Raw genomic sequence first — 14,313 nt, 5'->3', positions numbered from 1 at the left:
CACCTCTCTTCTACTCTCTTACTTTTACGACTTTTTTGCCTCGACTGTGTCCCATTTTCAGACTACGATAAGCTTCTCTAACTGACTTTAGAGAAAAGTCATACACTTGATCAATTTTCAGCTGAACCTTCCCGTCTGAGACCATTTCAGCTAAAGTGCTAAAATCATCATATGTGGAATGTCTCGGACCAGTAAACTGAGCACCTTTTATCATAACATAGGGCGAAGGTACTAATGTCCCAATAGCTGTCCCCTTCAAACCTAAACTAAAAGCCAATCTAACATAATCAGATCCATAACAATCCAAAAATTTTGTAATAGGCGTTGGACTAGCTGATAGAAGAGCCTTCTTGATATTCTCTTCGTAACTTACTGGTATGGCACCTAAAGACTTCAGATACTCTGCATTTTTCTTACTTGCGATTCCGATTACTTTCGCCCCCTTAGCAACTGCATACTGTACTGCAATACTTCCAATACCTCCTGCTGCAGCTGAAATAACAACAGTATCTCTTGAATTTAAACCGATTCTTCTAAAAGCCCCACCCACAGTTAGAGCAGCTACTCCCATAGTAGCTGCGTGAGTCATGTCGATCATCTCTGGTTTCAATACAATTTCTGATTCATTGACACAAATTTCTGTTGCTAAAGCTCCCCTCTTAGTTCCCAAACCAGGATCGCTAATCATTGTTCCAAACACCTTATCTCCTACTGAGAACCTAGTTACTTCATTTCCAACTTCTGTAATAACTCCAGAAAAATCTCTCCCCACACCTCTTGGAAATAGAGATGATTTGGATTCAAACCAACGACTTGGTTTCCTTAATTTCGTTATAAAAGATAGAAATCGAAGGGGTTTCGCTCCCTCAAAAGTTTTATAATCAATAGGATTTAAGCCAACAGCATGAACTTCTACTCTCACTTGATTTACATCCAAGGCTGTAGAGTCAATCTTCTCCAAATCCAAGACCTCTTCGTTACCGAAACGACTGTACTCTATTGCTTCAACAACCATTTTCTTTACTCCTTAATTTCACAAAAATTGAGTGAACACTCATTTTTATAAATTATACTCTTAATTTGTAAGAAAATCAATATTATCGTTTGATTACGATTTATGACATGATACAAATATCCATCATTTCGATTTACCAATATGATTCTTTCAATCTAACTCTCCTCACTTTTAAAGATTCCTTTCCCTTTTGTGCCCCATGACAGATAAAAATAAAAACCGCTACTCCTAAGAATAGCGGTTTAATCATGTTTTTAAGCTACTAATGTAGTCGCTCTATTATTTAAGAGTAACTGAAGCTCCAGCTTCTTCCAATTTAGCTTTAAGTTCTTCAGCTTCTGCAGCTGCAACACCTTCTTTGATGACACCTGGTGCACCATCAACAAGTTCTTTAGCTTCTTTAAGTCCAAGACCTGTGATTTCACGTACAACTTTGATAACGCCAACTTTTTTGTCGCCTGCAGATGTCAATTCAACGTCGAATGAATCTTTAGCAGCACCAGCGTCAGCAGCACCAGCTGCAGCAACAGCTACAGGAGCAGCTGCAGTTACACCAAATTCTTCTTCGATAGCTTTTACAAGGTCGTTCAATTCAAGGATTGAAGCTTCTTTAATTTCAGCAATAATGTTTTCAATGTTCAATGCCATTGTTATTTCCTCCAAATAAGTTTTTAAATTTATAATATTTTTTTGTAGCTAGGCTACGCTGCGTAGCTTAAGATTAAGCTGCGTCTTCTTTGTTGTCTGCAACCGCTTTGACTGCAAGAGCAACGTTGCGCACTGGCGCTTGAAGTACAGAAAGGAGCATAGAAAGAAGTCCTTCGCGGTTTGGAAGAGTTGCAAGAGCAAGAATCTCTTCTTTAGATGCGACAGCGCCTTCGATTGCACCACCTTTGATTTCAAGTGCTTCAGCGTCTTTAGCAAAATCGTTCAAGATTTTCGCTGGTGCGATAACATCTTCGTTAGAAAATGCTACTGCAGATGGTCCAACAAATACTGATGCAAGTTCTTCAAGACCAGCTTTTTCAGCTGCACGACGCAAGATTGAGTTTTTAATCACTTTATACTCAACTTCGCTTCCACGAAGCTCACGACGAAGAACTGTATCTTGCTCAACTGTTAAACCACGAGCGTCCACAACGACGATAGATGCAGCAGCTTTCATTTTTTCAGCTACTACGTCAACTAGTTCCGCTTTTTTAGCAATAATTGCTTCACTCATTAGTGTGTTCACCTCCGTTATTATTTTGCTTGGGGAATTTTTCCAAAAGAAAAACGCGCCCAAACCTAGACACGAAAGTACAATACGCTTCTTTTTACATGATACGTTTTGTCCTCGGTAGGATATTTATGAGTCGAGCTCCCCTACTGTCTTAGGCAGTTTTTTCAAACCGTATATAAGTATAGCATAGTCAAAAAAAGAATGCAAGATTTTTGCAAACTTTTTTTAAAATTTTTTCGTGATTTTTCTTTTAAAGTTCTACTGTCAGTACTTGACCTTGCTTAACAACCTGTTCTCCGGCAATATAAACATCATCTACATCACTAGATTTAACTGCATAAACCAGATGAGAAAGCATATTTTCTTGGGGTTGGAGATGGATTTTTCCTTGTGGTTGAATAACGAGAAAATCTGCTTGCTTTCCGACTTCTAGACTTCCTATCTGATTTTCCATTCCTAGGACCTTAGCCCCTTCGATTGTCAGAGCCTTGAGGGCTGTTTCGATTGGGAATTGGCTGGCATCCCCACTTTTCATCTTCTGAAGAAGGGCTGCAGTCCGTCCTTCCTCAAACATATCTAGATTGTTATTGGAGGCAACCGAATCCGTCGCAATTCCGACTGCTACTCCTGCTTTTTGCAGTTGAATGATAGGAGCAATCCCTGATGCCAGTTTGAGGTTACTAATAGGATTGTGGGCAATAGACACTTGAGAAGTTGCCAAGCGTTCAATTTCTCTCTCGTTTAATTCGACCCCGTGAGCAAAGACAGACGGATGATCTAAGTAACCCAGTTCTTCAAGAAAGGCGAGGGGGCGTTTGCCGTATCGTTTCAGGATAATTCCTGACTCCTCCTTGGTCTCCGCCACGTGGATATGGATTGGAATAGCAAGCTCTTTTGCCATGTCTAAACTTTCTTCCAGCAAGTCTCTATCACAGCTGTAGGGAGAATGTGGGGCTACCATCACCTTGAAATTTGGATTTTTATATCCAATAATTTCTTCAATGATTGCTCGAGTTCTGCTTATGGTCTCAGCAGTTGTCTCTGCCTCTGAAGAAAAAAGAGTCGGTGAGAAATAACAACGCATCTTGGAAGTTTTCACTGCCTGATAAATCCGTTCAATATCCACACCATTGGGATTATACATATCGTTAAAGGTTGTTGTTCCTGACTGGAGCATCTCTGTCAGAGCTTCTTTGACCGCCTTGGTAGTCATGTCGGGAGTAAACTCAGCTTCTGCTGGCCAGATATAGTCATTGAGCCATTCATGAAGATTGCTATCATCTCGAATCCCCCTCAAACCTGTCATAGCAGAATGAGTGTGACAATTAACCAAACCAGGCATGATCCAGGCTCCCTGATAGTCTATAATCTGCTCAGCTTGCTCTAAAATCTCTGACTTCTCTTGACCGATATACACGATTTGAGAATCCTTAACAGCTAAGATTCCATCTATATAGACATGGAAATCTTGATCACAAGTCACGATATTTACATGCTGAAAGACTTTCATACTAGGCTCCTTTTCTAAAAGACAATTTAAAGTGAACAATTTTTCTAGCTATTGTAACAAAAAAGTCACCCGAAGGCAACTTTTTTTGTCCATAAGATTTCAAAGTAGAAAGGATTAGTCAGAGCTAAAAGCTGCAGCTTGTTGCATTTGGTAATACTTGCCCTTTCGAGTCATGAGATTCTGATGATTGCCATACTCAACGATGTCACCATCCACCAAGACTAGAATCAGATCCGCATCTTGAATGGTTGACAAACGGTGGGCGATGATAAAACTTGTGCGCCCCTTCATGAGCTTAGCAAAGGCATCCTGAACCAGCACTTCTGTCCGTGTATCGATAGAAGAAGTCGCCTCGTCTAAGATAAGAATCTTTGGAATAGCCAGAAAGACACGCGCAATGGTCAAAAGTTGAGCCTGACCGGCAGAGAGAGATTCACCTGCATTTTCTAGCTTTGTATCATATCCCTGTGGCAACTGTTGGATGAAAAAGTCTGCATTGGCTGCTTTGGCAGCAGCAATCACCTGCTCCCTACTGGCATCAGGATTTCCAAAAGCAATATTGTCATGAATGGTCCCTTGCTTGAGCCAGGTTTCTTGAAGCACCATTCCAAACTGCTGTCGAAGAGAGGCACGACTATAATCATAAATGGATTTCCCGTCCAGCAAGATATCTCCTGAATTAATGGGATAAAAACGCATAAGAAGATTGATAAGCGTTGATTTTCCGGCACCTGTCGGGCCAACAATAGCCACCTTGCTACCAGCTGGGATGTCAATAGATAAATCCTTAATCAAAATCTTTTCAGGATTGTAACCAAAAGAGACCTGTTTAAAGGAAATTGCTCCCTTAACCTGGTCACTGGTCAAGACTTCCTTACCTGTTTCAACCACTTCAGGACTTTCTAAGACAGCATAAACACGCTCTGCACATGCCAAGGCACTTTGCAATTCGGCTAAAACTGAAGAAATATCGTTAAAGGGTTTGGTGTACTGTTGGACATAGTTCAAAAAGGTCACTAAACGCCCGATGGTCAAGGTAGACCCCATCATGATACGATAAGCTCCTACTCCAGCTAGAAGAGCATAAATGAGCGCATTAACAAAGCGAGTCGAAGGATTGACCGTTGAAGAATAAAAGATGGCTGACTGAGAGTAGCTTGAGTAGTTGTCATTAGCCTCACGCAGCCTTTGGATAAACTCTGTTTGAGCATTAAAAGACTGGATAATCGTCTGTTGGCTAAGCGATTCTTCAATCAACTGGGTCTGAATTCCCCTCGTCTCTGTTTGCTTCTGAAATAGATGATAGGAGCGTTTAGCAATAAAGCGTGAGATTACCATAGATAGTGGCGTCAACAGCAAGACTAAGAGGGTCATGAGGAGATGAATTTGGAGCATGGCTAGAATACTAACCAAAATCATCAAGACGCCAATGAAAAATTGGTTAAAAATTATGGTCAAGCCAACTGCTAACTGTTCTATATCCGTGGTTACACGACTGACCATTTCTCCACTGCCTTGCCGATCTACAAAAGAAATCGGTAAACGATGGAGCTTATGGATGATTCGCTCTCGCAAGTTTCTAGTATAAGAGAAGATTAGGCGATTATAGAGGAGAGGATTGACCCATTGAACGAGAGTATTTCCTATGACCACCAAAATCATCTGAATGAAAATGTGCCAAAAAACTGATGATGAACCAGTCACTAGGACTTGGTCGATGACCTGCCCAATCAAGATAGGTAGGTAGATTGATAAACCAACCTGAGCAATAGTTCCTAGAAAGGCTAAGAAAAGGAGGAAAGGATGGCTTGCTAAATCTTTGGCCAAACGTATGAACGTCTGGTTTGCAGTTTGTCGTCTCATGCTAGTCCTCCTTTCCATGTTGGGATGCGTTGATTTCACGATAGACTTGACTGGACTTCATCAAGTCCTCATGCTTGCCGATAGCTAGAAGCTCACCTTTTTCCAAGAGGAGAATCTGGTCAGCCATCTGTAAAGTCGAGGTTCGTTGAGAAATCAAGATTAAGCTTGTATTTGGTAAGTTTTCTCGGATAGCTTTCAAGAGCTTGGACTCAGTAATGGTGTCGAGGGCCGAGGTCGCATCATCTAGGATGAGAAATGGAGCTTGGCGCAAGACTGCTCGAGCGATCGACAACCTTTGTTTTTGTCCACCTGAGAAATTTCGTCCTCCTGCCTCAACTAGGGTATCTAAGAGCCCTTCCTTTTCACTAACAAAATCCTTGGCTTGTGCAATTTCCAAGGCCTGCCATAGTTCTCGGTCAGTTACTTCTTGATCTAAACCTAGAGTCAAGTTGGAACGAATAGTTCCCTTAAAGAGTTCAACCTTTTGGGGCACATAGGCAATCCAAGACCGCCACTCCTCCAAATTACGAGGACTAGATCCATCTCGATAAAGGTCAATGCTTCCCTTATCTGCTGGATAAAGTCCAAGGATGAGTTGTACCAAGCTTGATTTACCAGAACCCGTTCCCCCAATAATACCAAGGATTTTCCCTTGAGTCAGGTCAAAGGAAATATCTCTCAGAGAAGGCTGGGCCGCATCAGGATAGGTAAAGGTCAGTCCTTGAACTTGTAAAACCTGATTACTAGTAGTTTGCTTTTGTTCTAATTCTAAATGGATATTTTCTGGAGCTTCAGCAAAGACTTCCTCGATTCGCTTAGCAGAGATATAGGACTGGTTTAGGGAATTTATCAGCATAGCTAGCTTGACCAATTCCACCAAAATCTGTAGGAGATAGTTGATGAGGGCAATAAGAGCACCTTGACTGAGTAAGCCTCCTTGTATAGAAATATAGCCTTGCCAGATGATAACGAGAAGAGTTCCATTGACAATCAGATAGGTCAAAGGTGTTAATAAACTAGACCAGAAACCAGTTTTCTCTTGTAATCTAGCATAGACTTGGTTAAGGATTTGAAAAATCTGTAACTCTCGTTTTTCTTGCCCAAAAGCACGAATAACTCGCATCCCTTGTAATTGCTGGCGCGTTTCTTGAACCAATTGGTCCGTTTTCATTCTGAAACTGCTGTAGAGAGGATTGACCAGTCGAGAGAGGCCTACAATGATAATGGTCAAAATGACAACCATGACTAAAAACCAGAGAGTCAACTCAGTTGAGATTCGATAGGCCATAAAGATAGCTCCAAAAACGATAATTGGTGCTCGCAAAAAGAGACGCAGGAATTGATTGATACCAGTCTGAATCTGGTAGGTGTCCGAAGTCAAGCGAGTCACCAAGCTCGAAGTTGTCAAACGGTCTCTGCTGTCCTTAGGCAATGAAAGAATATGACGATAGAGGTCGTCTGTCAGTTCTTTGGCAAATCCTACCGCTGCCTTGGCTGAGTAAAACTGAGCTATCAAGGCCACTACAACGCCAATCACTGCAAAGATAAGGAGCAGACCAATCTGCATCCAAAGATGTCCTTGATTTCTCTGAGGCAAGGATTGGTCAACAATTCCAGCAATCACCATGGGAACCAAGAGCTCAAAAACAGCTTCTAACAGCTTGAACAAGGGGGCTAAAATTGATTCCTTGATGTAGGGTTTGAAGTAAGATAATAAGTGTTTCATAAATCCCTTCTATTCGTATACTAGAAATAAAGAAAGTGGGAATCGCCCACCATCTCTGTTTTATTTGTTTAAGTAAGGCAATAAATAGCCATATCCTGCCTCTTCCATCTCATCCTTGGCTACAAAACGCAAGGAAGCCGAATTAATACAGTAACGGAGACCACCTAACTCCCGAGGGCCATCTGTGAAAACATGCCCCAAGTGAGCATTGCCTGACCGAGAACGAACTTCTATTCGCTCCATTCCATGGCTCAAATCCTTGTAGTAGTGAATCAATTCCTTAGAAATCGGACGGCTAAAACTTGGCCAACCACATCCTGAAGCAAACTTATCCTTGGCAAAAAAGAGTGGCTCACCCGTCGTGATGTCTACATAAATCCCTTCTTCAAAGGTTTGGTCATAGGCATTGCTAAATGGAGCCTCTGTAGCAGCTTCTTGGGTGACACGATAGGACTCTTCTGATAAACTGTCCTTCAACATTTCTTGACTAGGTTTTTCATAGTTTGCTGCATCAATCAATGGCTTCTCAGCATCCGCCACATCGATATGACAGTAACCTGAAGGATTTTTCTTAAGATAGTCTTGGTGGTAATCTTCAGCTAAGATATAGTGGCGAAGTTTCTCCACCTCTACTGCAATCTTTCGACCCAGCATGCGTTCCTGCTCCTGCACCACAGTGTAGATAGCTGGCAAATCTGCTTCATCTTGGTAATAAATCCCAGTTCGATATTGGCGACCACGGTCATTCCCTTGTTGATTGATAGATAAAGGGTCGATGACACGGAAATAATAAAGCAAAATCTCTCTGAGTGACACTGCCTTCTCATCGTAAATTACTTGAACCGTTTCTGCATGGTCTGTTTCCTTGAGCAGCTGGTAATTGGTCGTTTCGACTTGTCCATTAGCGTAGCCAACACTGGTTGCTAGCACTCCAGAAATGCGGGAAAAATACTCCTCTAGGCCCCAAAAACAACCGCCTGCTAGATAAATTTCTGCCATCTTTATTTCTCCTTTATCAAGTTTTTAACTAATACTCCTCGAAAATCTCTTCAAACCACGTCAGCTTACATCTGCAACCTCAAAATAGTATTTTGAGCTAACTTCGTCAGTTCTATCCACAACCTCAAAACGCTGTTTTGAGCAACCTGCGGCTAGCTTCCTAGTTTGCTCTTTGATTTTCATTGAGTATAAACTTCTTTTCAAAAAAAGGATAGGAAGCCCTCTGGTCAAGTGGTTTCCCCATCCTGTCTTCTATTCTTTATTTTGCTTCGACACGGACACCTTGGGTATCAACTTTCAAGCCATGCAGTTTTCCTTTGAAGGGTTGCTTTTCCAATTCAGCTTTAATCTTCGGCATCTTGTCATGAGAAGCCAAGACCATAACTGTCGGTCCAGCACCAGAGAGATAGGTTGCATAGGCACCATTTTCTTTAGCCACTTGCTTAATCGTCGCAAATTCTCTTACCAAGTCCTGACGATAGCGCTCATGGAAGAGGTCTCCCTCGATTGCTTGCCCAGCGGTCACCATGTCTCCTGCCAACAAGGCTGCAACCACCACATTGGCGATAGAACTGGCAGCAACAGCTTCTTTGTAAGACAATTTCTTAGGCAATACACCACGGCTGTCTCGAGTACGCAATTCATAGTTTGGAATGTAGGCTAGGAAATCACACTCTGGAAAGTCTGCTACAATAGCAGAAACTTGTCCATCAACAGAGCTTGCAATAACGAGATTACCATAGATTGCTGGAGCCACATTGTCAGGATGTCCTTCAATCTTAGTCGCCAACTGCAATTTTTCATGGTCTGACAAGTTGAGCTGACCCAGTTGGTTGGCTAGCTCAATCCCAGCAACGATAACCGAGCTAGAAGAACCCAAACCACGCGCCAAGGGAACATCACTGGTCATTTTCAAGCGTCTTGGTTGCAAGTCCGGTACAATTTGCAAAGCAATTTTGAGCAAGAGATTACGCTCGTCATGTGGAATCCATTTGCCAATCTGGTGTTCAATCAACCACTCATCTCGTTCTTCGCAGACCTCAATTTGAAGATACTTGGTTACAGCTACACCGACCGAGTCAAAACCTGGCCCGATATTGGCACTGGTTGCAGGTACGATAATCTTCATCTTATTCTCCTAGCACCTTGAATGTATTCAAGAGGTCGAATTCTGAAACCTTCTTCAATTCAGCTGAAACATTTTCAAGCTGGGCTTTATTAATCTTATGTGTGATGATAACGACACGCGCCTTATCACCTTCTTTGCCATCTTGGAGAATTTGCTTGAAGGAAATATCTTGAGCGTTGAAAATCTCAGCCAATTTCAAGACCTGACCTTTTGAGTCTGGAGCCAAGATTGAGAAATAGTAGTTTGCTTTAACATCCTCAGGATTTGCCAAGACCAAGTCACGGCTGTATTCGTTGAAGTCTTTTCCAATTGTTCCATCATTCAAGCGACGAACGATACGGACAATATCCGCCACAACACTTGTTGCAGTTGGTTTTTGACCAGCACCTGGTCCATAGTACATAGACTCACCGATACCAATAGATTCTACAAAGACAGCGTTCATTACGCCATTCACACTAGCAAGTGGGTGTGATTTAGGTAGGAAGGTTGGAGTTACTTCTGCAGCAATCCCTGAAGGAGTTTCCTCGATAGAACCAACCAATTTCACTACATAACCAAGCTCTTGAGCTACAGCTACATCTTCTGGTGTGATGTTACGAATTCCCTTGTGGGCTACGTCATCGAAGGCAACCTTCATGCCAAAGGCAAATTGGCTCAAAATCACCATCTTGTAGGCTGCATCAATCCCATCTACGTCATTTGTAGGGTCACTTTCTGCAAATCCTAGACGTTGCGCTTCCGCAAGAGCATCATCATAAGACCAGCCTTCTTCGACCATCTTGGTCATCATGAAGTTGGACGTTCCGTTGACTACTCCAAGCACGCGCGTAATTTTGTCAGAAGCCAAGGAATTTGCCAAAGTACGAAGAATTGGAATCCCACCAGCTACTGCTGCTTCATAGTAAAGTGCTACCTTGTTAGCTTTAGCGATTTCTAACAGTTCTGCACCATGGACAGCCAAAAGGTCCTTGTTAGCAGTAACAACGTGTTTGCCAGCCTCCAAGGCACGAGTGATAAAGGTCTTAGCAGGTTCGATACGACCCATCAATTCCACTACGATCGTAATGTCTTGATCTGACAAAATATCATCCACATTGGTTACAAAGTTAAAGTCATTCCCTGCTGCAAGCAAGCGGTTCTTTTCATCTTCATCCTTGACCAATACCTTAGCAACTTCAATCTCTGAATGTGCTGATTGATTGATTTTTTCTCCATTTTCCTTTAGGAGGAAAGGCACACCACTTGCAACGGTACCAAATCCTAGTAAAGCAATTTTAACTGTCATGTTTGTCTCCTCGAAATTTTCTAATATAGCCATTATAACAGAATTTTGTGAAAATTCCTATTATAGTAAATCACTATTTCAATCTAAAAAAGAAAAAACGAATCAGATGATTCGCTCTTCTTAAAATCTGGAAATAGCTTTCCAGAAAGGATTATCCAATCTTTTGCAGATTGAGCACTGCATCGTGATTCATCAAGACTTGACCATACTCTTGCAAGACTGAGCGACTGATGTCACTATCATCTGCAAACTCGCGCATACGGGCCAAGAGCCAAGCTGGATATGGACTTGGATGATTTTCAATATCCACTAAAATGGTCAAATAATAGCGCTCATTCATCTTGTAGAGTTCAGAAGTTTCCATCTCAAAAGTCACTGTCTTGGCAAAAGCAATCAAATCAGCTAGTTTTGCGAAAGAAAGGATGTAATAGATGTAAGGCTCTTTCTTGCATTCAACTTCTTGTTCAGCCTGCTCCTGCTCTTCTTCCTTGGCTTCAACTTGCTCTAGAGATTGAATCGCTTCGATATCATCCTTGGTTTTATCTGCGATGCTTTTTTCCAAGGTTTTAATAAATTCATCTGGCGACATTTGAGCCAATTCTTCCATATCTGGTAAATCCGATAAATCTTCAAAATCTAGATTTTGGTCAATCTTTGATTTAGTTACAAAGACATCGACCTTATCCGGTTTTGGAGTCACACGGAAGCTCAACATACCTGTATCCAAAAAGCTCTCAGGCATCTCTAACTCATCCAAGATAGCATAAAAGAACTCTTCTGTTTTTTCTTGAGGAACGAGAAAGTCAGCAATCTCCATGCCACGATCCATCAAATCCTCTAAAGACATCGTGATTTTCAAAGTTGTATCACTAATTTGTTTCATTTTCATTGCTAGTAACCTCATACTTTCAGTTCTATCTATTATACTAGATTTTTACGATTTTATCAAAAGAATGGAGCGAGAATGTGATATAATACTAGAGACCATTTTACAATACAAGAAAGAAAGTACAATGAAAAATATAAAAGTTAATGCACTGGCTAGCTTACTAGTCAATGTTCTCAATATCGTTTTTCCGCTGATAACCAATCCTTATCTGACTCGGATTCTCAGCAAATCCAATTACGGTTATTTCAATACCGCAAATACCTGGGCTAGCTTTGTCATTCCTTTAGCCGCATTTGGAATCTATAACTACGGAATTCGAGCTATCAGTAAGGTCAAGGATGATAAAAATAAAATCAACTATGTCTTTTCTAAGTTGTTTTATATTTCTGTTTTCACTTCTATCCTGACAACTGGTATCTACTTCCTTATTATCTTTTTTGACACCAGCATTGAAAATCTTAAAGTTCTCTACTATATCTTAGGTGCACAGGCACTCTTCCAATTCCTCAATATCGAATGGATGAACGAAGCTTATGAAAACTATGCCTTCATCCTATATAAGACCTTAATTATCCGGATTTCTATGTTAGTTGGAATCTTCACCTTTGTAAAAACAGCAGATGATATTGTTCCTTATGCCATTGTCATGAGTGCCACCACTATTCTAAATTATCTACTTAGTTTTCTTTGGATCAAGAGAAAAGTTTCATTCGTTAATATTAGTTTTGTGGAATTAACCAAAGAATCTAAGTCTCTCTTTACTATGCTGCTATTAGCAAATTCCAGTATGCTCTATGGCCTGCTCGATAGAATATTCATAACCAATGGACCTGATGAAAACTACATTTCTTATTATGCGATCGCTTCCAACATCGTTATGTTAATTGCTGGTGTCCTAGGTGGAGCTATAAACGTAAGTGTTCCACGTCTCAGCTACTATCTTGGAAAAAAAGATTACAATTCCTATAGAACTCTTGTGAATCAAACAGCATCATTTTTCTATTTCCTCATAATTCCAACAAGTATTGGAATTATGATTTTAGGAAGTTATGCAACCGTTATTTATTCTTCTGAAAAATATCTTGAGGCGGGAATCATTACTAGCATTTTTGCTTTTCGAAGTGTTATCTGGGCCATTGAGTTGATTCTGGGTAGACAAATTATATTTATTAATAATCACGAAAATCGTCTAACTGCCTTTTACTTTATTGGTGGTGGATTAAATTTCCTACTCAACTGCTTCTTGTATTTCAATAATATATTTTCACCAGTATACTATCTCGTCACTACTATAAGTGCAGAAATCATAGTCGTTCTACTTGAAATTCACTTTATCAAAAAATATCAGTTACTTAAATTGAAAGAAATTTTCACATTTCTTATGCGCTATAGCATTGTCTCACTAGGATTTATTCCCATTTACCTAACTTTTAAAACGCTCTTTCAAATAACGTCTTATACAGTAACTTTGAACATGATTTTCATGGTTCTCTCTACCATTGTAGGTTGTACTATTTACTACCTCTTAACACTCTTTATCACAAAAGATAAAACACTCCACTATGCCCTAAATCTTATACTAAGTAAGATTAAAAAAACAACCAACTAATCATTATTGTTATTAGTAAATTTTCAATAAAAGCGACTTCTTTTGGCTCTTTGTCAACTGTAGTGGGTTGATGAAAAGTTATAATCTGGAGAGGACCAACTTGGTTCTCTCTTTTTTGATGTTCAAAGCGATGAGGATTCTAGTTTTAATTGAAGTTTTTAAAGTTCCGGAAGCCAAAAGTATTGCACTTGATGACCTTAATGATGTTATTAGTAGCCTCTAGTTTCGCGTTTGAGTAGTGCAGCTCCAGTGCGTTCATGATTTTGTCCTTATCTTTCAAAAAGGTTTTAAAAACAGTTTGAAAAATAGGATTTACACAAGAAATCGTTTCTTCAATCAATTCAAAAAATGGTTTGTTTATTTCTCTTGGGAATGAAATAGTAATAGTTGATAGAGTTCATACCTCTCTCTATGTTCTTGAGAGTATGCAGGGAGCTTTTCGAGAATCTCATTATTAGTCCAGTGTGAGCGAAAAGTAGGGCGATAAAATCGTTTATCACTCAGCTTACGACTATCCTGCTGGATGAGCTTCCAGTAGTGCTTGACAGCCTTGTATTCATGGGATTTTCTATCGAATTGGTTCATGATTTGAACACGGACACGACTCATAGCACGTCTGAGATGTTGTACAATGTGAAAGCAATCAAGTACAATTTTTTCATTTGGGAAAAGCTGTTGAGCTATTCAGAAGACTTGAAACACCACTACAATGTCTATCAGCTCTTACTTTTTCACTTTCAGAATAAGGAATTTTTTGGACTTATTGAGGACAAGCTAAAACAGGTTCATACTCTTTTTCAGACTGTCTTTAAAACCTTTCTCAAGGACAAAGAGAAGATTGTCAACGCACTCCAATTACCTTATTCCAACGCTAAATTAGAAGCGACCAATAATCTCATCAAACTTATCAAACGAAATGCTTTTGGTTTTCGGAACTTTTACAAATTCAAAAAACGGATTATTATCGATCTGAATATCAAAAAAGAGGCTCTATAATATTTGTAGTGGGTAAATCCCCTATAGATATTATGGAGCCTATTTTTGTGTAGAAAAAAAGTCCCAT

11 protein-coding genes, 2 pseudogenes and 1 other annotated feature are annotated in these 14,313 nt (G+C 40.3%); of the genes and pseudogenes, 2 read left to right on the top strand and 11 right to left on the bottom strand.

The window, feature by feature from the left end:
- Nucleotides 1-10 precede the first annotated feature (10 nt).
- The 10 genes from QP439_RS03865 to mecA form a co-directional block, all read right to left on the bottom strand.
- Nucleotides 11-1,015: an NADP-dependent oxidoreductase gene (locus QP439_RS03865; protein ID WP_285387717.1), complete on the bottom strand. Its 1,005-nt coding sequence runs from the start codon at nucleotides 1,013-1,015 to the stop codon at nucleotides 11-13.
- A gap of 279 nt (nucleotides 1,016-1,294) precedes the next feature.
- Complete coding sequence (gene rplL, locus QP439_RS03860) at nucleotides 1,295-1,663, bottom strand: 50S ribosomal protein L7/L12 (RefSeq protein ID WP_048716072.1); 369 nt, start codon at nucleotides 1,661-1,663, stop codon at nucleotides 1,295-1,297.
- Between the two features lie 73 nt (nucleotides 1,664-1,736).
- The gene (gene rplJ, locus QP439_RS03855) at nucleotides 1,737-2,237 is read right to left on the bottom strand and encodes a 50S ribosomal protein L10 (protein ID WP_001287281.1); all 501 of its coding nucleotides are present in this window, start codon (nucleotides 2,235-2,237) and stop codon (nucleotides 1,737-1,739) included.
- A 38-nt stretch (nucleotides 2,238-2,275) separates the two neighbouring features.
- Nucleotides 2,276-2,411: a sequence feature (ribosomal protein L10 leader region), on the bottom strand.
- A gap of 76 nt (nucleotides 2,412-2,487) precedes the next feature.
- A complete protein-coding gene (locus QP439_RS03850) occupies nucleotides 2,488-3,747 on the bottom strand; it encodes a TRZ/ATZ family protein (RefSeq protein ID WP_285387713.1) in 1,260 nt (419 codons plus the stop codon).
- A 114-nt stretch (nucleotides 3,748-3,861) separates the two neighbouring features.
- Nucleotides 3,862-5,610, bottom strand: a complete 1,749-nt coding sequence (locus tag QP439_RS03845) for an ABC transporter ATP-binding protein (protein WP_285387711.1) — start codon at nucleotides 5,608-5,610, stop codon at nucleotides 3,862-3,864.
- A gap of 1 nt (nucleotide 5,611) precedes the next feature.
- Nucleotides 5,612-7,336 carry an ABC transporter ATP-binding protein gene (locus tag QP439_RS03840; protein WP_000681727.1) on the bottom strand — a complete coding sequence of 575 codons (1,725 nt, stop codon included), beginning with the start codon at nucleotides 7,334-7,336 and terminating at the stop codon, nucleotides 5,612-5,614.
- A gap of 60 nt (nucleotides 7,337-7,396) precedes the next feature.
- The gene (msrB, locus tag QP439_RS03835) at nucleotides 7,397-8,335 is read right to left on the bottom strand and encodes a peptide-methionine (R)-S-oxide reductase MsrB (RefSeq protein WP_000818180.1); all 939 of its coding nucleotides are present in this window, start codon (nucleotides 8,333-8,335) and stop codon (nucleotides 7,397-7,399) included.
- Nucleotides 8,336-8,594: 259 nt separating this feature from the next.
- Complete coding sequence (gene thrB, locus QP439_RS03830) at nucleotides 8,595-9,464, bottom strand: homoserine kinase (protein WP_254753722.1); 870 nt, start codon at nucleotides 9,462-9,464, stop codon at nucleotides 8,595-8,597.
- 1 nt (nucleotide 9,465) lies between these two features.
- Nucleotides 9,466-10,752 carry a homoserine dehydrogenase gene (locus tag QP439_RS03825; RefSeq protein WP_254753723.1) on the bottom strand — a complete coding sequence of 429 codons (1,287 nt, stop codon included), beginning with the start codon at nucleotides 10,750-10,752 and terminating at the stop codon, nucleotides 9,466-9,468.
- A 151-nt stretch (nucleotides 10,753-10,903) separates the two neighbouring features.
- Complete coding sequence (gene mecA / locus QP439_RS03820; RefSeq protein WP_285387704.1) at nucleotides 10,904-11,641, bottom strand: adaptor protein MecA; 738 nt, start codon at nucleotides 11,639-11,641, stop codon at nucleotides 10,904-10,906.
- Nucleotides 11,642-11,765: 124 nt separating this feature from the next.
- Between mecA and QP439_RS03815 the strand changes: the two genes are divergently transcribed.
- A complete protein-coding gene (locus QP439_RS03815) occupies nucleotides 11,766-13,250 on the top strand; it encodes an oligosaccharide flippase family protein (RefSeq protein WP_285387701.1) in 1,485 nt (494 codons plus the stop codon).
- A gap of 78 nt (nucleotides 13,251-13,328) precedes the next feature.
- On the opposite strand, the pseudogene QP439_RS03810 reads toward QP439_RS03815, so the two are convergent.
- Nucleotides 13,329-13,934 (bottom strand): annotated as a pseudogene (locus QP439_RS03810) (transposase); the annotation flags it as partial.
- Here QP439_RS03810 and QP439_RS03805 point away from each other — a divergent pair.
- Nucleotides 13,917-14,246: pseudogene (locus QP439_RS03805) on the top strand (transposase); the annotation flags it as partial. The pseudogenes QP439_RS03810 and QP439_RS03805 sit on opposite strands and share 18 nt — an antisense overlap.
- Nucleotides 14,247-14,313: the final 67 nt, after the last annotated feature.

Source organism: Streptococcus sp. UMB1203 (assembly GCF_030217725.1).
In the GTDB taxonomy this organism is placed as follows: domain Bacteria; phylum Bacillota; class Bacilli; order Lactobacillales; family Streptococcaceae; genus Streptococcus.
This window is presented reverse-complemented; position numbering and strand designations above follow the sequence as displayed.